Raw genomic sequence first — 19,974 nt, 5'->3', positions numbered from 1 at the left:
GCTGAACGGGCATATGAGCGAACGCGGCGCACTCCGTGTGCGACTGGACCGGCTCGTGCGCGAGGTGGCCAAGTTCGGGGCGGTGGGTGGCGCGGGTCTGCTGGTCAATCTGCTGGTCTTCAATCTCGTACGGCACACCACCGAGCTGCCCGTGGTGCGGGCCAGCATCCTGGCCACCGTCGTCGCGATCGCCTTCAACTACGTGGGCTTCCGCTATTTCACCTACCGGGACCGCGACAAGAGCCGCCGCACCAAGGAACTGACGCTGTTCCTGCTGTTCAGCGTGGTCGGCCTGGTGATCGAGAACGGGGTGCTGTACGCCGCGACGTACGGCTTCGGCTGGGACACCCCGCTCCAGAGCAACGTGTTCAAGTTCCTGGGCACCGGGATCGCGACGCTCTTCCGCTTCTGGTCGTACCGCACCTGGGTGTTCCGGACGCTGCCCGCCGAGGACGCGGGGACGTCGGGCGAATCGTTCCTGGCCTCCGATGTGGAAGGTCAGCTGCCGGCGCCCGGCCACGTCGCCCGCTGACCCGCGCCCCCTGGGCATTGGGGTGTCAGCGGACCGGGGGCTGCGGGGCCTTGCGGGGACGGGCCTCCCGGCTGAGGAAGAGCGCGAAGACCGCCGGCTGCTGCTGGAGCAGTTCCAGTCGGCCGCCGTCCGCCTCCGCGAGGTCGCGGGCCACGGCCAGTCCGATCCCGGTGGAGTTGCGGCCGCTGATGGTCCGCTCGAAGATCCGCGCGCCCAGGTCCGCCGGAACGCCTGGTCCCTCGTCGGTCACCTCGATGACGGCCTGGTTGCCGGTGACGCGGGTGCGCAGGGCGACCGTACCGCCGCCGTGCATGAGTGAGTTCTCGATCAGGGCGGCGAGCACCTGGGCGACCGCGCCCGGGGTGCCGACGGCCCTCATCCCGTGCCGGCCGGAGCAGACGATGGCGCGCCCCGCGCTGCGGTAGGCCGGGCGCCACTCCTCGATCTGCTGCTTGACGACCTCGTCGAGGTCGAAGGCGACGGCCGAGCCCGTACGCGGATCGCGGGCGTTGGTGAGCAGCCGCTCCACCACGTCGGTCAGCCGCTCCACCTGCGTCAGCGCGATCATCGCCTCCTCCTTCACGGTGTCCAGGTCGTCGGTGGCGGAGATCTCCTCCAGCCGCATGGACAGTGCGGTCAGGGGCGTACGGAGCTGGTGCGAGGCGTCCGCGGCGAGCCGGCGTTCGGCGGTGAGCATCCGCGCGATCCGTTCGGCGCTGGAGTCCAGGACGTCCGCGACCCGGTCCAGCTCGGGCACCGAGTAGCGCTTGTGCCGGGGGCGCGGGTCGCCGGAGCCGAGGCGCTCCGCGGTCTCGGCGAGGTCGGTGAGCGGCGAGGCGAGCCGGTTCGCCTGGCGGACGGCCAGCAGGACGGCGGCGACGACGGCGAGCAGCGCCACCATGCCGATGATCAGCAGGGTGCGGCCGACCTCGCGGGTCACGGAGGAGCGGGTCTCCTCGACGGTGACGGTCTCGCCCTCCTCGCCCTCGGCGGTGCCCCGGATGACGCTCCCGGAGGGAGGCTTGCCGATCTCGACCGTCTGCTGGCCGGGGATCTCGATCCGGGCGTACCGCTTCCGGTCGATCTGATGGGAGAGGATCTCGGAGGTGATGTGGTCACCGCCGATCAGCCGGCCGTCGACGATGCTCACCAGGCGCAGGGCCTCGGAGTCCACGCTCTCCTGGGCGCTGCTGCTGATCGTGCGGGTCTCGACGATGACGAGCGAGAACCCGAACACGGCGATGACGACGAGCACCACGGCGAGCGTGGAATTGATCAGACGACGGCGCAAGGTGCCCTCCGGGCGGGGGTGACGCGGTGACGCGGGGTGACGCGGTGGCGGGGTGCCGCGGTGGCGGGGTGCCGCTCCGAGCCTAAGCACCCGCGGTGACCCGGGAGCCACCGCAGCTCTGCGGTTCACCTCCGTCCGCCCGCGCTTCGCCTCCGTCCGCCCGTACGGAACCGGCGTACGGCACCGGCGTACGGCACCGGCGTACGGCACGCGACCGGCCCGGAGGCGCCCCGGAGTCGTCAGCTCTTCTCGAAGCGGAAGCCGACACCCCGGACCGTGGCGATGTAGCGCGGATTGGCGGCGTCGTCCCCGAGCTTCTTGCGCAGCCAGGAGATGTGCATGTCCAGGGTCTTGGTGGAGGACCACCAGGTGGTGTCCCAGACCTCGCGCATCAGCTGGTCGCGCGTGACGACCCGGCCCGCGTCGCGGACGAGGACCCGCAGCAGGTCGAACTCCTTGGCCGTCAGCTGGAGTTCCTCCTCGCCCATCCAGGCGCGGTGCGACTCGACGTCGATCCGTACGCCGTGGGTCGCGGGGGCCGGGGCGGGGTCCGCGGCGCCGCGTCGCAGCAGCGCCCGTACCCTCGCGAGCAGTTCGGCGAGCCGGAACGGCTTGGTCACGTAGTCGTCGGCGCCGGCGTCCAGGCCGACCACGGTGTCCACCTCGTCGGCGCGCGCGGTCAGCACCAGGATCGGGATGGCGTGCCCCTCGGCGCGCAGCCGGCGGGCCACTTCCAGGCCGTCCATCCCGGGCAGGCCCAGGTCGAGTACGACCAGGTCGATACCGCCCTGGAGTCCGGCGTCCAGCGCGGTCGGACCGTCCTCACGGACCTCGACCTCGTACCCCTCCCGTCGCAGGGCGCGGGCCAGCGGCTCCGAGATGGAAGCGTCGTCCTCGGCGAGCAGTACACGGGTCATGAGGTGATGGTAGACCGCGCGGAGCGTCCCTAGGGCAGCGCTCGGCAGCACCTGCGGGTCTGGCGTTTGATCCGATGAACTGCCTTCGAATGCAGGCGCTTGGTTCCAGGATTCCCTGTGATCCATCTCTCAAGTCATTCCATATCGTGCGCTGTCGTGCCGTATGGTGGCGAGACGTCTGTAGTAGTACTCGGAGACCTTTGGCCTGCTGAGCGCCAAAGGTCTCTTTTCTGCGCCGGGACCGGAACACCAGATTCCGGTTCCTCCCCCACACGGGCGCGGTATCGCCAAGGGCACGGCTCATGAGGCATGGCTCGTGAAGCACGGTCCGCGAAGCACCGCGTCCCGAGCAAGCAAGGATCGACCCATGGCGTCCAGCCTGACGAAGGACTCGCCCAGCGCCCCCGCCGGACCCGAGAAGACCTTCTTCGGCCACCCACGCGGACTGGCCACTCTCTTCATGACCGAGATGTGGGAGCGTTTCAGCTTCTACGGCATGAGAGCACTGCTCACGATCTACCTGATCTCCGGCGGCCCCGACGCCTCGAAGGGGCTTCAGGGCGGCGGTCTGGGGATGGACCTGGCCACGACCACGGCCATCTACTCCATCTATCTCTCCATGGTCTACCTGCTGGCGATGCCGGGCGGCTGGCTGGGAGACCGGGTCTGGGGCCCGCGCAAGACCGTCACGATCGGCGCCGGCACCATCATGGCGGGCCACCTCACCCTCGCCGTGCCGGGCACCGGGAGCTTCTTCGCCGGTCTGGGGCTGGTGGCGCTCGGCTCGGGGCTGCTGAAGGCCAACATCTCCACGATGGTCGGCCATCTCTACGACGGCCCGAACGACCCGCGCCGCGACGGCGGGTTCACCATCTTCTACATGGGCATCAACATCGGTGCCTTCTTCGCCCCGCTGATCATCGGCACCGTGGGCGAGACGTACAACTGGCACCTCGGCTTCGCCCTCGCCGCGGTCGGCATGGGCATCGGCCTGATCTGCTTCCTGGCCGGTACGAAGAACCTGAACCCGCAGAGCAGCCGCGTCCCCACCCCGCTGGACCGCGAGGAGCGCAACTCCTGGCTGCGCAAGGGCATCACGTGGCTGCTGGTCGCCACCGTCTTCTACGCGATCGTCGTCCTCAGCGGCCACTTCACCCTCAACTGGGCGATGGTCCCGCTGACGCTCGCGGGCCTGGTCATCCCGGCCGGTGTGCTGATCCGGATCAAGCGCGACAAGGAGCTGTCGGCGGCCGAGCAGACCAAGATGTCCGGGTACATCTGGTTCTTCGTCGCCGCGGCCGCCTTCTGGATGATCTACGACCAAGGCGGCTCCACGGTCCAGGCGTTCGGCACGACGAAGGCCGCCGGCGAGGTCTTCGGGCTGGGCTTCCCGTCCTCCTGGTACCAGTCGCTGAACCCGGTGTTCATCATGGCGCTGGCCCCGGTCGCCGCCTGGCTCTGGCTCTGGCTGAACCGGCGCGGCCAGGAGCCCGGCACGGTCGTGAAGTTCGCCGCCGGACTGGTCCTCATCGGCGTCTCGTTCTTCTTCTTCCTGATCCCGCTGGTCATGTCGGCGAGCGGCACGCTGGTCAGCCCGATGTGGCTGGTGGGCATCTACCTGATCCAGACCATCGGCGAGCTGTGCGTCTCGCCGGTGGGTCTGTCGGTGACCACGAAGATGGCGCCCGTGAAGTACGCGAGCCAGATGATGGGTGTCTGGTTCCTGGCGGTCACCGCCGGCGACTCCGTCACCGGCCTGCTCTCCATCGGCGGTGTCGATCTGAGCGGTGCGGGCGCGGTGGCCGTGGAAGCGGTGCTCGCCACCCTGGCCGGCTTCGCGGTCTTCATGTACCGCAGGAAGGTCAGCGCGCTGATGGGCGACATCCACTGACATTCGCCGACGTCCACCGACGTCGTCCGCGATACGGCGAAGGGCCCGGCGCCACCGAGGGACGGTGCGCCGGGCCCTTTCGCGCGGACTCGCCGGTGCGCACAGCGAAAGAGCACGCCGGTCCGGCGTGCTCTGGAACGTATGCGGTGGATTGATTTACGGGGCGGGCCCGGCGCGGTCGGCTACGCGGGCGCGGCCAGCTCCGCCCAGACCTTCTTGCCGGCCGATCCGGGTGTCCGTACGACGCCCCAGTCCAGGCAGAGCCGCTGGACGATGAACATGCCATGCCCGCCGGGCCGTCCCGCGCGGTGCGGGGTGCGTGGCGCCGGCTGGCCCGTACCGCGGTCCGTGACTTCCAGCCGCAGCACTTTGGCGCTGCACGAGACCCGGAGCCCCTCGGGCCCCTCGGCATGCAGGCAGGCGTTGGTGACCAGCTCGGAGACCACCAGCAGGACATCCTCGGCCGCCGCCCGCCGGTCCGCCGTCGCGGCGGGGAGCCAGCCCCAGTCGTACAGCGCCTGGCGGGTGAAGTCGCGCGCGAGCGGGACAACACCGCTGGCGCCGGACAGCGCGAGCGTCCGTACCCGCTGTTCGGACGTCACGGGGGCAGGTCCCGCGTCGTCCGACTCGGGGCCGAGGCCGCCCGGCTGCGGCTGCCGGGTGGTGCTCATCAGCGCTTCACCTCACCGATTCACCAATTTGCGAGTTCACCAATACAGAGAGTGCAGGATCCTGTGCGGCCTGCCGGGGGTCTTCTGCCCCTCCGAATCGTGACAACACCCACTTCAGCGCGCGGAAGTGGTGACGCGCGCAACACAAGGGGCGGACGGGCCGGTAAGTGGGGCTCCGGGCTCAGTCGGCCAGGGCTTGTTCAAGGGAGTCGTGGACGGTGAAAACCGCGTCCGCCCCGGTGATCTCGAAGACGCGCGCCACGACGGGCAGCATCCCGGCCAGGTGGACCCCGCCTCCGGCGGCATCCGCCTTGAGCCGGGCTCCGAGCAGCACATTGAGTCCGGTGGAATCACAGAACTCCAGCTGTGAGCAGTCGATCACCAGGCGTACCCGGCCCTGGTCGAGCGCGTCCTCAAGAGGGCCTCGCAACAGTTCGGCCGTGTGGTGATCCAACTCACCGGCCACTGCCACTACCTCGCTCAGGCCCTCGGTGCGAACCTCGACCCGAAGTCGGCCCCGGTTCGTGCTGCCGACCGTCTGGCGGTCCATGCCCGTCCCTCTTCGCCGTGTCGTACGCCGTATGTCAGATGGTGATTCAGGTGACGCCGCTGTGCGATGTCTCGACGTCATCACAGGTGGATGACGTCGTTCGAACATTACGCCCTCCGAACGCCCACCGGTAGCCAAAGTCCCCCACAATACAGACATGTAGCACAATTAACACTTGCAACTGTCCCTGCCGACCGGGTAGGGCTAGTAGGGACACAACCGACACGGCCGGCTCTGGAGGCGCGGCAAACCGTAGCAACGCGTATTGGCATCGGCAGCCACATGCCGAGAACGATGGAGGAGACCATGTCACCCCGGCTCGACGAAACGCGTACCCCCTACGCGCCGTCGACAACTCCGCCCGCGGATATCGAGACCGGCGTCACACTGCCGGCCGACACCGAGGGTCTGGAGGAACTGCCCGAGATCCCGCCCTACGACGAGGTGGGCGCGGTAGATGCGCGGGCCCTGTCGAAGACGCTCTTCGCTCGCCTGGAATCCCTCGAAGAGGGCACCCACGAGCACGCCTACGTACGCAACACCCTGGTCGAGTTGAATCTCGCGCTGGTGAAGTTCGCGGCCTCCCGGTTCCGCTCGCGCAGCGAGCCGATGGAGGACATAGTCCAGGTCGGCACCATCGGCCTGATCAAGGCCATCGACCGGTTCGAGCTCAGCCGGGGCGTCGAGTTCCCCACGTTCGCGATGCCGACCATCGTCGGCGAGATCAAGCGTTTCTTCCGCGACACGTCGTGGTCGGTGCGCGTCCCGCGCAGGCTCCAGGAACTCCGCCTCGACCTCGCCAAGGCCGGTGACGAACTGGCCCAGCAGTTCGACCGCGCCCCCACCATCGGCGAACTCGCCCACCGCCTCGGCATCACCAACGACGAAGTCGTCGAGGGCATGGCGGCGAGCAACGCGTACACCGCCAGCTCCCTGGACGCGCAGCCCGAGGAGGACGACTCCGAGGGCGCGCTCGCGGACCGGATCGGCTACGAGGACCACGGTCTTGAGGGCATCGAGTACGTCGAGTCGCTGAAGCCGCTGATCGCGAGCCTGCCGCCGCGGGACCGCCAGATCCTCTCGCTGCGTTTCGTCGCCAATATGACCCAGTCGGAGATCGGCGAGGAGCTCAACATCTCGCAGATGCACGTCTCCCGGCTGCTCTCCCGCACCCTGACCAGGCTCAGAAAGGGTCTGACGCTGGAGGAGTAGCAGTGACGTGGCGCCGGTTGCGACCGGCTTGCGCCCTCTCGTACCGGAATTCCCGCCTCATGGGAATTCCGGTACACGTCTTTGGGTAGGGAGGCGGGGGCAGGGGGAAGTTGGGGGAAGTTGGGATGGCTTTTGGGGAGAGCCGGCCGGCGGAGCACGAGCACACGGCGTACGCGGCGTTGGAGACGCTGATGCGCCATCGCCTCGGCAGGGAATGTCTGTACGTGCCGTCGTGCCGGCTCGGGCTGTACGTGGCGCTGCGCCACTGGTGTCCGCCCGGTGGGCGGGTCCTGATGTCGCCGGTCAACGACGACGTGATCTTCTTCGTGGTGCTCGCCGCCGGACTGCGCCCCGTACAGGCGCCGTTGGACGCGCGCGACGGGTCCATCGACCTGGCCGCCGTCCCTGAATCGGACTGGCGCGGGCTGTCGGCCGTGCTCACCACCAATCTGTACGGGAACCCCGACCCCGCGCCCGAACTGCGCGCGCGCTGCGACGCGTTGGGGATCGCGTTGATCGAGGACGCCGCGCACGCCATCGGCAGCGAGGTGGCGGGACGGCCCGTCGGCAGCTTCGGGGACGCGTCCGTGTTCAGCCTCTCCAAGCACGTGGGGGCCAAGACCGGTGGTTTCCTCACCATCGCGGACCCTGGTCTTCGGACGGCCCTGGCGAAGGCCCGCGACGAACTGCTCGAACCCTCCCGGCCGACCGCAGAACTGGCCTACGCGTTACGCCCGTACGCCGAGGCCGGGATCCGGGGACTACGGCTGGCCGGGGCCGCGCGGGCCGCGCTGCGGCTGCTCGGCCAGGAGGAGCGCGAGGAGATCAGAATGCCGCTGCGGGCCGGGGAGCTGAAGCGGGCGCTGGGTACGGCGCCGGGGCTCGGCGCGTTCCATCCCTGGGTCCGTGTCGACATGCACGACTACCGGATCCGGCCGGGCCGGACCCGGCTCAGACGTACGGAACGGCTGCTCTCGGGGCTGGACGAGCGGCTCGCGGCCCATCGGCGCGGTACGGAGGCGCTGTTGGCCACTGCCTGGGCGGCGCCCGGCGGCGAACGGCCGGCATCGGGTGCCGGGGGGCTCGGCGGTGAGGGGCTCGGCGGTGAGGGGCTCGGATCCCGGGCTCCCGTACAGCCGCTCTTCCGGGTGCCGTTGCTCGTCGAGGACCGTGACGCCGCCGTCGCCGCGCTCGCCCGGCACCGTGTCACCACCGGCTATCTCTACGATCCGCCGCTCGACACGTACGCGGGCGAGGCTTTCACCGATCCGTCGCCCGCTCCCGGACCGGCCGCCTGGTTCGCCCGGCACGCCCTGCCCGTCGACCCGCGCCTGGCCCGCCGGGTGATCGCCGTACTCACCGAACTGGGTGCCCGGCCCGCGCGGTTACCGGGGCACGGCAGCGGTGGGTGACGCCGTCCGGTTACGGGGAACCGCACCGGGCGACGGGGTGAAGGCCGGTGACGGGGATCGACCAGGGGCCGTGGCAAGGGCGGAGACCGGGGCCGCCGAAGTGGCCGACGGCGACTCGATGTTCCGTAACGCCTACGCCCTGATGCTCTCCACCGGCGTCTCCGCCGCCCTGGGCCTCGGTTTCTGGCTGGTCGCCGCGCGCTACTACACGGAGGAGGCGGTCGGGCAGGGCTCGGCCGCCATCGCCGCCATGCGGCTGCTGGCCTCGATCACCGCCACCACCATGATCGGCGCGGTGGTGCGCTACGTCCCCCGGGCCGGCCGGGCCACCGGACCGCTGGTGTGGCGGGCGTACGCCGTCAGTTCGCTCGTGGTGTGCGCCGCCTGCGTGGTGTTCCTGCTGACCCTCGACCTGTGGGGCCCCTCCTACGCGCCGCTCGGCGGGCTCACCACCGGACTCGTCTTCACCGCGTCCTGCGTCGCCTGGGCGCTGCTCACTCTCCAGGACGGGGTACTGACCGGGCTGCGGCGGGCCTTCTGGGTGCCCGTCGGCAACGCGGCGTTCTCACTCGGCAAACTGGTGCTGCTCATCGCGTTCGCCACGGCCATGCCGGTCCTGGGCGTCTTCGTCTCCTGGGCCGCTGCCATCGCCCTGTCCGTAGTGCCGCTCGGCTGGCTGATCTTCCGCAGGCTCATCCCCCGGCAGGCCTCGGCCGACCGCGACCGCGAGCCGCCGAGAATCGCCGACATCGGGCGGTTCCTCGCCGGGGACTCGGTCGGGGCGCTGTTCAGCCTGGCGATGATCAATCTGCTGCCGGTGATGGTCGCGGTCCGCTTCGACGCCGCGCACAACGCCTTCTTCTACACCGCCTACACCGTCGGCGGCACCATGGAGTTCATGGCCATCAACATGGCCTCCTCGCTCACCGCGCACGCCTCGCACAGCCCGGACCGGCTCGCCGAGGGCGTGCGCGGTGCGCTGCGCCGGATGACCGTCCTGCTGGTGCCGGTGGTCCTGGTGCTGGTGGTCTTCGCGCCGCAGATCCTCGCGCCGTTCGGCGACGACTACGCGCGGCACGGCACCACCGTGCTGCGGCTGCTGGCCGCCGCCGCGCTGCCCCGGGTCGTCGTGGAGCTGTACATAGGAGTGCTGCGCGTCCAGGGCCGTACGGGCATGCTCGCCGCCCTCCAGGGCGCCATGTGCGTGTCCGTACTGGGCAGCGCGCTGTTCCTGCTGGGACCCGCCGGGATCTCGGGCGCGGGACTGGCGATGCTGCTCTCCATGACGCTGGTGGCGCTGGTGGCGGCGCCCGGACTGCGCGCGGCTCTTCGCAGCGAACACCCTTCCGGACGCCTTCCTGAGGAGGCGAAGACCGGCCGTCCTCCTGAGGAAGCGGGCGATTCTGGGCATCCGGGGGACACCGAGGTGTACGGCACGGAGTGGGCGCGTGGGGCCGCCCGGCGCCGTGCGGAAGCGGCCGAGGAGATGTCGCGGTACGGGACGGCGCCCTGGGCGGGGCGGGCCGCGTATCTGGACGGCGCGCACGACACCCCGACGCTGGCCTTCGGCCTGCCCGTGCCCGCCCACGCACAGGGGCGCGGAACGGACGGCTCCGGCGGGGAGCACGCCGGGCCACCGGACGAGAGCCTGGCGATCAGTGTCCTGTGGCTGCTGCTCGGGCTCGCGGCGGGGCTCTTCTGGATCCCGCTGATCCGCGCCGCCGGCCTCGGCCGCGACCAGCTCACCGGCACCCAGCTCCTCGACGTGCTGCCCCCGCTCACCGTCGTCGCGGGCATCCTGCTGATCGTCGTGCAGTGCGCCGCCGTCTCCCTCGTACGACCGGGTCCCGTGCTGCTCGCGCTGGGGCCGCTGATGACCTTCGCCGCGCTGCACACCGCGCCGATGCTGCTGGGCGTACGGCCCGACCGCGCGTCAGGACCCTGGCACGCGCCGGTCGTCGGCTTCCTCACGGGGGTAGGCGGACCGGTGCCCCCGGAGGTGGTGCCGCGCGGTCTGCCCCTGCTGCTGCAACTGCTGTGTCTGGGGCTGGCCTTCGCCATCCTGCGGTCTCTGCGTACGGACACCCGCGTCCTGGCGAGCGTGGCGTGGGTGCTCGTGGTGGCCGGCTGGGCGGGGCAGCATCAGTTCGCGGCGGTCGCGCTGCCCGCGTCGGCGGCGGTCGCCGCAGCTCTGCTCGTGGTGCGCGCGGTGTCGGCCGTACGAGGTGCGCGACGCGCACGGGGTGGACGGGCCGCGCGGGGCAGGCGGCGCGACGCCGTCAGCGCGACGGAACCGGCTGATTGAAGTACTCGGCGCGGCCCGCCTCCCGGTAACCGTCCAGCGCCGGTCCCTTGTTGACCGTGAGATCGCAGTGCTCGCCGGGCACCGGGCGGTTCCAGTGCACCAGCGCCTTCACCTCCGGCAGCGTCGGCGCCACCTCCGGGATCTCCTCGTACCACTCGCGCTGCCGCTCCGGCCGCGCCGGATCGGGCGCCGTGCTGAACTCGGAGAGCATGAGGGGCTTCTTGTCGGAGATGTTCGCGCGCAGCCAGTCGTACGACGGCCGCTGGCTGTGCTCGAAGTCCAGCCACTTCGTGGAATCGTGGCAGCGGAAGTAGTTGTACTGGTCCATGCCGATCCAGTCCACGTACGCGTCGCCCGGATACAGCGACTTCATCAGGTCGGCGTTGCCGAGATAGCCGGAGACCGTCCACACCCACACCACGTTGTCCACACCGAGCCGCTCGAACCGGTCGTGGATGTGGCGGTAGGCGGCGATGAACTCCTCGGGCGTGCCCGCGTCCGGGGTGCGGAAGTCGGTCTCCTGGTCGAAGGAGAAGAAGACGCGCTTGCCGTACGCCTTGAGGCGCCGCGCCTGCGGGTCGATGATCTCCTCGTCGAACTTCCCGGCCGCCACGTTGCGCCAGCCGAGCTGGGTCTCGGTCCAGTTCTCGTGGTGCGGCTCGGTCCATACGGTGGACTCCCAGGCCAGCATCAGCATCCGGTCCCGGCCCAGTTCCTGCTCGTCGGGGGTGAGCAGGACGCCGTCCCGCTGAGTGTTGGACATGTCGTGGTAGTTGTAGACGAGGTCGAGCTTGCGGCCGATCTTCTTCTCGAATCCGTACACCGCGTCCGTGAGCGAGCCGTTCTCCGCGTACGGGACGTACGCGCCCCACCAGGCCCCGCAGCGGGGCTCCAGAGACACGCCCGGCGCGCACTTCCCGTGCGGTACCGGGCCCGACTCCGCGTTGTCGGGGAGCCCCTGGCCCGTGGCGCCGGTCCCCTTGTCCTCCTTCTCCGCCCGGATGATCCAGATTCCGAGCCCGGCGAGCAACGCGCCCACGGCGGCGAGGACGAGTGCCAGCCGGGTGCTCCGGCGGGCGGTCGCGCGGGCGCCCTGGGGCGCGCTCCGGCGGGCGTTCCGGGGCGCTTTCTGAGGCGCGTTCCGGGGCGCGTTCCGGGTGTGCCGTCTCCGGATTCCCGTCACAGGCCGGTCCCGGCGGCGGGTTTTCCGGCGGCGGGTTTTCCGGAGGCGAGTTTTCCGGAGGCGAGTTTTCCGGAGGCGGGTTTTCCGGAGGCCGGTTTCGCGCGTTCGGCCGCGCCACGGGTCGCCGCCGGGAGCGGTACGGCGGGCAGCGGCGCGACGACCGTGCAGAACGCGGCCAGGGACGCCAGGAACACCGTGGCCGAGAAGCCGTCCACCAGGAAGAGCGCGGTGGCGGCGAGCGTCGCGAGGGACAGGCTCAGCGGCGCGGCCAGCGCCACCACCTCGATCCTGGCGGCGGGTCCCAGCCTGGTTGTGCGGGGCAGCGGAAGGAGCAGCGCACATCCGGGGCCGAAGGTGACGAAGAGCAGCACGGGTATCCAGCGCAGGGGCCAGCCGTCGGGCAGGGCGGTCGCCGCGAGCGCCGGCCACCCGCAGAGCGCGAGCACGGCTCCGGGCCACCGCTGGATCCGTACCTCGGTACGTGGCATGCGACTGCCCTCCGTGTCGTTCATCGAGTGGCGGTGGTGGGTGGGGCGGGCACCTCCACGTGTTCCAGGACCAGGCCGTACGGACTCTCCTCCACCACCCGGAAGTGCGGTGAACGCTTCAGCGCCGCGCTCATCCGGGTGAAGCTTCCGGCCGGCAGATATCCCTCGCCGATGGTGGCCTTCTCCTGGGTCGGGGTGAGGATCACGTACGCCGGGCGCCCGTCCGGTACGCCCGCGTCGAGGTAACCGGCCGGGTCCTTGAGCATCTTCAGGTTCTCCGGCACTTCCTGTTCGGTGAAGAACCAGCGCTCGTAGTGGTCGTAGCGGTAGTAGGCGCCGGGGAACGAACCGGTGGTGGCCATGATCAGCGCGCCGTCCGGTGCCCGGTCGTAGGCCCGTTCGACCAGCGCGGTCTCCTGCGGGGGCGCGTACTGCATGCCCTCCTTGCCGTAGTACGAAGGCAGGAAGCCGGCCAGCAGGGCGGTCAGTGCCAGGGGCAGTCCGACCAGCGCGGTCCGGCGGGCGACGCGCCGCGCCCTTCCCGTACCGGCGGCGGCCGGGACGAGCGCGGCGGCGGCGAAGAACGCCGTGCCGGGCAGCCCGAACAGGTAGACGCGGAAGAGCATTTCGCCGCCGTAGTCGTTGACGGCGAACAGCGGTACGGGCGCGGCGGCGGCCAGCAGCAGGGGCAGCGCGCTGCGGGTGAGTCTGCGCCGGAGCAGTACGGCCGTGGCGGCCAGGCCGCCCAGGACCAGCACCATCAGGATGTTGGCGCCGCCGACCAACTCGGGTCCGGGGCCGGTCGGTTCGCCGGCGAATCCGGGGCGCGAGTTCCGCATCAGCTCGCCGGCCGAGTCGCGCAGCGTGCCGAGCGTGTCCAGGAAGAGGACCCGGCCCATCGTCAGGTCCCAGACGAGCATGATGACGCCGGTGACCACCAGCAGCCCGATGTTGCGGTAGCGGCGGGTGAGGCAGAGTGCCATCAGCGTCATGCAGAGCATGACGGGGGTCAGTTGGTGCGAGGCGTTGACGGCCGCGATGAGCGGGGCGAGGATCGCCACGCAGACCGCCCGCTGGCGCCGGGTGGTGGGCGGCGGCACATACGTCGCCGACGGGTCGAGGCGGGAGCGGTCGCGCAGCGAACCGGCGGTCCCCGGCCGGACGAAATGCCGTATGACCACCGCGAAGACGGTCAGGAACAGCAGGTAGGCGAAGCCCTGCGGGGAGAGGTAGTCCTGCCCCACCCAGTTGGCCAGCTGGAAGATCCAGACGGCGGTCCACACCAGCCGCCAGTCGTCGGTGAAGGTGCGGTAGATCAGCACCAGGACCGGCATCATCAGCAGGCCGAACGCGATCGGCGCCCAGTTGGTGTACACGGCGGCGCCCGTGACCCCGAAGGCCTTGATCAACGCCGCGTTGAGCGAGAAGAAGCCCGGCCACTGGTCGTACGCGGACATTCCGCCGGACAGTTCGAGATGGGGGTGTACGGTCCCCTCGGCCAGCAGCCGGGAGATGACCGCGTCGTGCTTGGACGCCCAGGCGTAGCGCACGGTGTCGTACAGGATGGCGGGCGGCGCCTTGAGCGCCAGCAGCATGGTGACGCAGTACGTCAGGGGCCACCAGGGGGCGGTGCCCGCGCGGCGCAGGCTGACCAGGAACCCGGCCGTGAGCACGGCGAGCGAGGCGTAGAAGGCGATCGGGAAACGGTCCAGGAGACCGAAGTCCCCGATGTCCCGGAACCCGATCCTCGGTAAGGACCAGGCCCAGAGGGCCGCCGCGACCGCCAACGGCAGCCAGGTCAGGAGGGGTTGGGGGCGGAAGGGGGCGATCGCCAGGGCGACGGCGGGGGCCGGTCTCCGGCGGCGGGGCGGGGCGGGCGCTTCAGGCATCTCGTGCGCCTCATGCGCCTCACGCGCTTCAGGCATCTCGTGCGTCTCACGCGCCTTATTCGTCTCGGCCTCGGCCTCGGAGCCGGTCTTCTCCACGGGGGGCAGCTCGCCGCTCCCCGTGACCGGCGTGGGCACACGTTGATGCACAGCGCGACTCCCCCCACAGACGTGGTCGCGGCCGTCACGCCGCTGTCCCTGAAGCGAAGTATAGGAACTCTCTTCGCCTTTGTGTTGCTCTCGTACACCCTTGATGCGCAAGGGCGTTGGATGCTGTACGCGCTGTACGCGCTGTACGCGCTGCATGCGCCGCATATTCGCTATCCGGCGAACTCGGGACCGCGCACGCGGGCGCGCGCGCCCCGGTACAACCGCCATCCCAGCGTGGGCAGCGAATCCGGGAAGGGGGCGACCTTGGTCCGCTCGCCCCTGGCCCCCTCACCCGCCATCCAGGCCTCGATGTCCGCCACGGTGTGGGTACGGCGCACGATCAGGCGGGCGATACGGTACGGCTCGTCCCGCTCCGAGCTGAGCGCGTGCCGTACGGCGACGGCGGAGGCGTACCCGGTGTCCGCAGCCGCCCGGCGCACGGCGCGGCTGTTGTAGCCGTGCGGGTAGGCGAGATGGGAGACCCGGTGCCCGAGGGTGTCCTCCAACGTGTCCTTGGCTTCGCGCAGTTCGCGGTGGAGGGCCGGGGCGGAGAGGGTGTCCAGCTGGGGGTGGGTGACGGTGTGCGCGCCCACATCCATGCCGTACTCCGCCAGTTCCGTCGCCTGCCTGAGCGTCATCATCGGTGCGGGCGGCAGCAGGCTGGTCCGGCCCGGGGTGATGGCCCCGGTGGTCAGATAGGCGGTGGCGGGCAGGTCGCGGACGGCGAGCGCCTCGGCCGTGGGTCCGGGGAGATCGGCGAAGCCGTCGTCGAAGGTGAGGACGACGGGCCGGTGCGGCAACGGCGCGCGGCGGTCGGCGCGATCACCAGGGGCGTGGCCGGTGGAGCGGTCGGTGGAGTGGCCGGTGGAGCCGTCGGTGGAGCCGTCGGCAAGGTGTTCGGCGAGCGTACTGACCGGGACCGGGACGCGCCCGCTGGCGACGATCGCGTCGAGATGCGCGGCGAAGTCCCTGGGTGTGACGGTGAATTCGGCGATCCAGGCGGGCGGGTCGGACATCACCGCGTGGTAGAGGAGGACGGGTATACGGGCAGGCCCCCGGGCGGGAACGTCGTTCACGGCTGCCCCCCGGTCCGCTGCCCACCGGCCCGCTGCCCACGTTCCGGCGTGCGCGCCTGCGCACGGACGCGCACGCGTGCCTTCGCGTAACCGAGTGGGCCGTACAGCATCCCCTTGCGCTCCAGTCGTGAGAGGGCGCGCGGCCACGGGTAGGACTGTGCGCCGTGCGCGCCCGGCGCTCCGGATGTCGCCTCGCCGCTGCCGTCCGTCCGGTGCGCCGTGATCGCGCGGGCGTGCGCCAGCCCGCGTGGCAGCTTCGCCAGCAGGGAGGGCAGCAGCGCGGGCCGTCGGATCAGTACGGCGGTGAGGTACGCGGTGAGGCCGGCGCCGTATCCGTACGCCTGGTTCCGCAGGTCCTGCCAGGTTTCGCGGTGGTGGTGCCAGACGAGCGCCTCCGGCGTGTAGCGAAGCCGGTGCCCGGCGGACAGGATCCGTACGAAGGCGTAGAGGTCGTCGCCGCCCCTGGCCGGGGTGCCGGTGCCGGTGGCGGGGTCGAAACCGCCCACGGACCGCAGGGCCCCGGCGCGGAACGCCATATTGGCGCCGGAGCCGAAACTGCCCGCCGTGAACGGGAAGAGCGGTTCGTCGGCGGGCGGCCGGGCCGGATCGTACATCCGGGGCGCGAAGCCCTTGGCGAAGCCGCCGTGGCTCTCCAGCAGGATCTGCGCGGGGGTGGTCAGCCGGGCCGGGAGGATCAGGCCGGTGACACACCCGAGTCCGGGGTCCGTCGCGAAGGGTGTGGTCAGGGCGGTGAGCCAGTGCGGGTCGGCGACGACGTCGTCGTCCGTGAAGGCGATGACCGTGCCGTCGGCGGCCGTGACACCACGGTTGTGTGCGTTGGCCAGTCCGGGTCTCGGCTCTTGTACGTAGTCGACTCGGCCGGCGTAGCGGGAGGCGACGAGGTCGCGGGTGGCGGTGGTGCGGGGCACGTTCTCGACGACGAGGACCCGGAAGTCCGGGTGGTCCTGGGCCAGGAGCGAGTCGAGGGCCGGGGCGAGCTGTCCGCCACGGTCGCGGGTGGCGACGACGACGGTGGTACGGGGCGGGGTGACGGGGTTCTCGGGCGCGGACGGCTCGTACCGCCCCTTCGCGCCCGTCTGCGCGCGGAAGGCGGCAGCGAGTGTCCCGGCCAGGTCCTCGCCCGCCCGTATCTGGCAGAGCACCGTACCGACGGGCCGGCCCCGGAACCGTACGAGAGCGTGGACACTGCCTTCTTTAGGAGGCGGCCCGCCCGGCGCCGGCCTGAGGGAGAGCACCTTGCCGTCGAAGCCGTCGAGATCGAGTTGGGCGACGGCGATGGGCGGCAGGTCGGGTAAGTGCGGTCGTGGTCTGTGTGACGTGTGTGTTGTGTGCGTCATCGCCTGCCCCGCTGGTCGTGGTTCTCGTGTGTGCGTGCTCGCTCGGTGCGAGTGGTCTTCGCGTGTACGTGACCTTCGCGTGTACGTGGTCTTCGCGTGTACGTGCTCGCTCGGTGCGCGTGATCTCTTCGTGCTCCCCCACGGGTGAGCGCACGGCGTCACTTGTCCCGCAGCCGCCCCACCCGGTTCAGCGTCCGCTGCGCGTACCGGGCCAGTCGCGGTCGGCTCCGCACGAAGCTGTGCGCCCGGCGGGACGGCTCCCGGCTCAGCCAGTACAGCGCCGCCCGTGCCCCCGGCCGCGCCGAGGAGCCCTCGTACACCCGTAGCGCGCCGGTCTTGAGCGCGTCCTTGTACTCGGCCGTCCCGCGCCCCAGGTCGAGCATGCGGATGCCCGTGGCGGCGGCGGCCTCGGCCATCCGCAGGTGCAGGATCAGGCCCGGCGAGTACTTGGCGAACTCGGGGTCGTACGCCGGGAACCAGCAGGACAGCACCGTGCGCGAGCGCAGCCCGAAGTGCGCGGCGACGGGCCGCCCGGCCACGTACAGCACGGACAGGACACCCGAACAGCCCGGCGTGCGGGTGGTGGCGAGCTGCCGTACCAGTGCGCTGATCCAGTCCTGGGCGAAGCGGTCGCGGCGGCCGGTCCTGCGGTACTGCGCGGACTTCCACTCCATGAGCGTGCGCAGCGCGGCCGGGTCGCGTTCGTCGAAGACGAAGCGGACCTCGCCCGCCTGGCGGCCGAGCTTGCGCTCCTTCGCCGTCGTCGTCCTGAAGAACTTGGGCGACCGGGCGCGCAGGATCGTCTCGTACGCCTCGTACCCCTCCCCGATGTCGATCACCGGGGACTCGAACTCCTCGGCGGCGTCCGGCACGAACAGCCCCTGGCCCGCTTCCAGATTGTCGAACTCCCAGGCCGAGAGGGCGCAGGCGCTGAGCAGTTCGGGCGCCGACAGCCGCAGCCCGGAGCGCAGCACCGCGCCCTGCGCGTCGGAGACCCCGAGGCCGATGGCCCTGCCGCGCCCCAGCGGGCCGGTTTCGTACGGGAAGAATCCGATGGGCTCGCCGCGCGGGTCACCGGCCTCCCGTACGACGGCGATACGGGCGCCGGGCCGCACGCGGCCGACGGCGCGGGTGAACTCCGGTTCCATGAACGGGTTGGCGGGCGCCCCGGATGTGACGCGCAGCGCGCGCCAGGCCTCGGCTTCCGACTCGTTCAGTTCCCCCGGAGTGACCACACGGATGCGTGCGGCACCACGTACATCGTTCAACTCGACCCCCCGGTCGCGTCCCCCCGCGAGCCGGTGTCCCCCACGGCTCACGCTCGAATGGACGGTACCGGTCCCGAATCGTTCCGGAACAGTGCCAGTCGCCCCATCCGGTGACGAATCAGGGGATGTGGTGCGGCGGGTGGGGATCGGGGAGCCTCAGGGGACGGAAGGGGCGGACGTGGCTTTGGCCAATGCGTCCGGAACCACCACTGTCCGAAGGCTCCCGACCGCTCATAGGATCGGCACTGCCGCGCGCCGGGAGGGAGGTTCCTTTGACCGAGTCATATTCCGCGCCCCGCCCGGCGCCTTCCGCGCCCCGCCCCGCGCCGCCCCGGATGGACCTGCCACGCGGCTGTCCGCACGCCGCCAACGCGGCCCTGCTGGCCGAGGGAACCGTGGCTGAGGTCGTACTTCCCGACGACGTACCGGGCATGGCGGTTCTCGGGCACGAGGCGCTGAAGGAACTCATCGGGCACCCGGATGTCGCGAAGGACGCCCGGCACTTCACCGCGCTGCGCGAGGGGCGAATTCCGGACGGTTGGCCGCTGCGGACCTTCGCGACCGTGGCGGGCATGGTCACGTCGGACGGCGAGGACCACCGGCGGCTGCGGTCGCTGACGGGCAAGGCGTTCACGGCCCGCCGGGTGGAGGCGCTGCGTCCGGGGGTCGAGCGGCTGACCAGCGACCTGCTGGACGGCGTGGAGCGGGTGGCAGCGGCGACGGACGACGGCGTCGTGGACCTGCGACAGCACTTCGCGCTGCCGCTGCCGCTGAGTGTCATCGGCGAACTGCTCGGGGTGGACGAGGAGTTCCGGGACCGGCTGCATGTGCTGTCGAACCAGGTGGTGAGTACGGACCTCGGGCCCGAGGAGGTGCTGGCCGCCAACCGGGAGATGGTCGAGGTGCTGGGCGCTGTGGCGGCCTCTCGTGCGCGACGGCCGGGCGACGACCTGACCAGTGCGCTGATCGCGGCGCGGGACGAGGAGCCGGACGCCGATGGAAGCGGCGGCGGTAACGGCGTCGACGGCGATGGTGACAGCGATAACGGTCTCGACAGTGACGGTGACAGCGGTAACAGCGTCGGCAGAGACGGTGACAGCGGTAACGGCGATGAGGGCGGTAACGGCGGTGACGGCCGCGAGCGCCATGATGACGACCGTGAGGGCGTCGCGGACCGGCTCAGCGAGTCGGAGCTGATCGGCACGATGCTCGTGATGATCGTCGCGGGGCACGAGACCACCCTGAATCTGATCACCAACGCGGTCCGCGCCCTGCTCGCCCACCCGGACCAGCTGGACATGATCCGCTCCGGCGAGGCCGACTGGGCGGACGCGGTCGAGGAGACCCTGCGCTGGGACAGCCCGGTCAGCTTCTTCCCGTTCCGCTACCCGACCCGTGATGTGACGGTGGACGGCACGCTGATCCCGCGGGGCACCCCGGTGCTGGCGGGATTCTCGGCGGCGGGTCGCGACCCGGCGGCGTACGGCCCGGACGCGGACCGCTTCGACGTCACCCGGGCGCGCCGGGACGTCCGGGCAGGCAGAGGCGGCCGGGGCCGCTTCACGACCCGCCATCTCTCCCTGGGCCATGGCACGCACTACTGCCTGGGCGCACCCCTGGCGAGGATGGAGACGGCGATCGCGCTGAGGCAGCTGTTCACCCGGTTTCCCGGCCTGTCGCTCGCCGTCCCGGAGGATGAACTTCCGTACAACCCGAGCTTCGTGAGCAACAGCGTGCGGGAACTGCCGGTACGACTGCGGTAGTCGGCGCCGCGCGAGTAGGGA

At 70.9% G+C, this 19,974-nt stretch carries 16 protein-coding genes; 6 read left to right on the top strand and 10 right to left on the bottom strand.

What is annotated here, in order from left to right:
• Positions 1-13 precede the first annotated feature (13 nt).
• Positions 14-532, top strand: a complete 519-nt coding sequence (locus tag ACIOJD_RS28670) for a GtrA family protein (RefSeq protein WP_401918894.1) — start codon at positions 14-16, stop codon at positions 530-532.
• 25 nt (positions 533-557) lie between these two features.
• On the opposite strand, the gene ACIOJD_RS28665 is transcribed toward ACIOJD_RS28670, so the two are convergent.
• Both ACIOJD_RS28665 and ACIOJD_RS28660 read right to left on the bottom strand, forming a co-directional pair.
• Complete coding sequence (locus ACIOJD_RS28665) at positions 558-1,823, bottom strand: ATP-binding protein (protein WP_401918747.1); 1,266 nt, start codon at positions 1,821-1,823, stop codon at positions 558-560.
• 239 nt (positions 1,824-2,062) lie between these two features.
• Positions 2,063-2,740: a response regulator transcription factor gene (locus ACIOJD_RS28660; RefSeq protein WP_401918746.1), complete on the bottom strand. Its 678-nt coding sequence runs from the start codon at positions 2,738-2,740 to the stop codon at positions 2,063-2,065.
• 367 nt (positions 2,741-3,107) lie between these two features.
• Between ACIOJD_RS28660 and ACIOJD_RS28655 the strand changes: the two genes are divergently transcribed.
• The gene (locus ACIOJD_RS28655; protein ID WP_401918745.1) at positions 3,108-4,631 is read left to right on the top strand and encodes a peptide MFS transporter; all 1,524 of its coding nucleotides are present in this window, start codon (positions 3,108-3,110) and stop codon (positions 4,629-4,631) included.
• Positions 4,632-4,813: 182 nt separating this feature from the next.
• Here ACIOJD_RS28655 and ACIOJD_RS28650 read toward each other — a convergent pair whose 3' ends face one another.
• Together ACIOJD_RS28650 and ACIOJD_RS28645 are read right to left on the bottom strand one after the other, a co-directional pair.
• Entirely contained in the window at positions 4,814-5,302 is a 489-nt protein-coding gene (locus ACIOJD_RS28650; RefSeq protein WP_401918743.1) for an ATP-binding protein, read from the bottom strand.
• A gap of 181 nt (positions 5,303-5,483) precedes the next feature.
• A complete protein-coding gene (locus ACIOJD_RS28645; protein WP_401918741.1) occupies positions 5,484-5,852 on the bottom strand; it encodes an STAS domain-containing protein in 369 nt (122 codons plus the stop codon).
• A 306-nt stretch (positions 5,853-6,158) separates the two neighbouring features.
• Here ACIOJD_RS28645 and ACIOJD_RS28640 point away from each other — a divergent pair, with 306 nt between their 5' ends.
• From ACIOJD_RS28640 to ACIOJD_RS28630, 3 genes are all read left to right on the top strand, one after another.
• Positions 6,159-7,064 (top strand): RNA polymerase sigma factor SigF, encoded by a 906-nt coding sequence (locus ACIOJD_RS28640; protein ID WP_401888273.1) that lies wholly within the window; start codon positions 6,159-6,161, stop codon positions 7,062-7,064.
• Between the two features lie 191 nt (positions 7,065-7,255).
• Positions 7,256-8,476, top strand: a complete 1,221-nt coding sequence (locus ACIOJD_RS28635; RefSeq protein ID WP_401918893.1) for a DegT/DnrJ/EryC1/StrS family aminotransferase — start codon at positions 7,256-7,258, stop codon at positions 8,474-8,476.
• Entirely contained in the window at positions 8,469-10,781 is a 2,313-nt protein-coding gene (locus tag ACIOJD_RS28630) for a lipopolysaccharide biosynthesis protein (RefSeq protein WP_401918739.1), read from the top strand. The genes ACIOJD_RS28635 and ACIOJD_RS28630 overlap by 8 nt, the downstream gene beginning before the upstream one ends.
• Here ACIOJD_RS28630 and ACIOJD_RS28625 read toward each other — a convergent pair.
• From ACIOJD_RS28625 to ACIOJD_RS28600, 6 genes are all read right to left on the bottom strand, one after another.
• The gene (locus tag ACIOJD_RS28625) at positions 10,756-11,793 is read right to left on the bottom strand and encodes a glycoside hydrolase family 26 protein (RefSeq protein WP_401918891.1); all 1,038 of its coding nucleotides are present in this window, start codon (positions 11,791-11,793) and stop codon (positions 10,756-10,758) included. The genes ACIOJD_RS28630 and ACIOJD_RS28625 overlap by 26 nt on opposite strands.
• Positions 11,794-11,960: 167 nt before the next feature.
• Positions 11,961-12,452: a hypothetical protein gene (locus tag ACIOJD_RS28620; RefSeq protein ID WP_401918737.1), complete on the bottom strand. Its 492-nt coding sequence runs from the start codon at positions 12,450-12,452 to the stop codon at positions 11,961-11,963.
• Positions 12,453-12,472: 20 nt separating this feature from the next.
• Positions 12,473-14,488: a hypothetical protein gene (locus ACIOJD_RS28615; RefSeq protein WP_401918735.1), complete on the bottom strand. Its 2,016-nt coding sequence runs from the start codon at positions 14,486-14,488 to the stop codon at positions 12,473-12,475.
• A gap of 170 nt (positions 14,489-14,658) precedes the next feature.
• A complete protein-coding gene (locus tag ACIOJD_RS28610) occupies positions 14,659-15,504 on the bottom strand; it encodes a polysaccharide deacetylase family protein (RefSeq protein WP_401918889.1) in 846 nt (281 codons plus the stop codon).
• Between the two features lie 56 nt (positions 15,505-15,560).
• The gene (locus ACIOJD_RS28605; RefSeq protein WP_401918733.1) at positions 15,561-16,922 is read right to left on the bottom strand and encodes a glycosyltransferase; all 1,362 of its coding nucleotides are present in this window, start codon (positions 16,920-16,922) and stop codon (positions 15,561-15,563) included.
• A 158-nt stretch (positions 16,923-17,080) separates the two neighbouring features.
• Positions 17,081-18,163: a GNAT family N-acetyltransferase gene (locus ACIOJD_RS28600; RefSeq protein ID WP_401918887.1), complete on the bottom strand. Its 1,083-nt coding sequence runs from the start codon at positions 18,161-18,163 to the stop codon at positions 17,081-17,083.
• Positions 18,164-18,525: 362 nt separating this feature from the next.
• On the opposite strand from ACIOJD_RS28600, the gene ACIOJD_RS28595 reads away from it, so the two are divergent.
• Positions 18,526-19,953, top strand: coding sequence for a cytochrome P450 (locus ACIOJD_RS28595; protein WP_401918886.1), 1,428 nt, complete (start codon positions 18,526-18,528; stop codon positions 19,951-19,953).
• Positions 19,954-19,974 lie beyond the last annotated feature (21 nt).

It is taken from the genome of Streptomyces sp. NPDC088116 (genome assembly GCF_044741745.1).
Lineage (GTDB): Bacteria > Actinomycetota > Actinomycetes > Streptomycetales > Streptomycetaceae > Streptomyces.
This window is presented reverse-complemented; position numbering and strand designations above follow the sequence as displayed.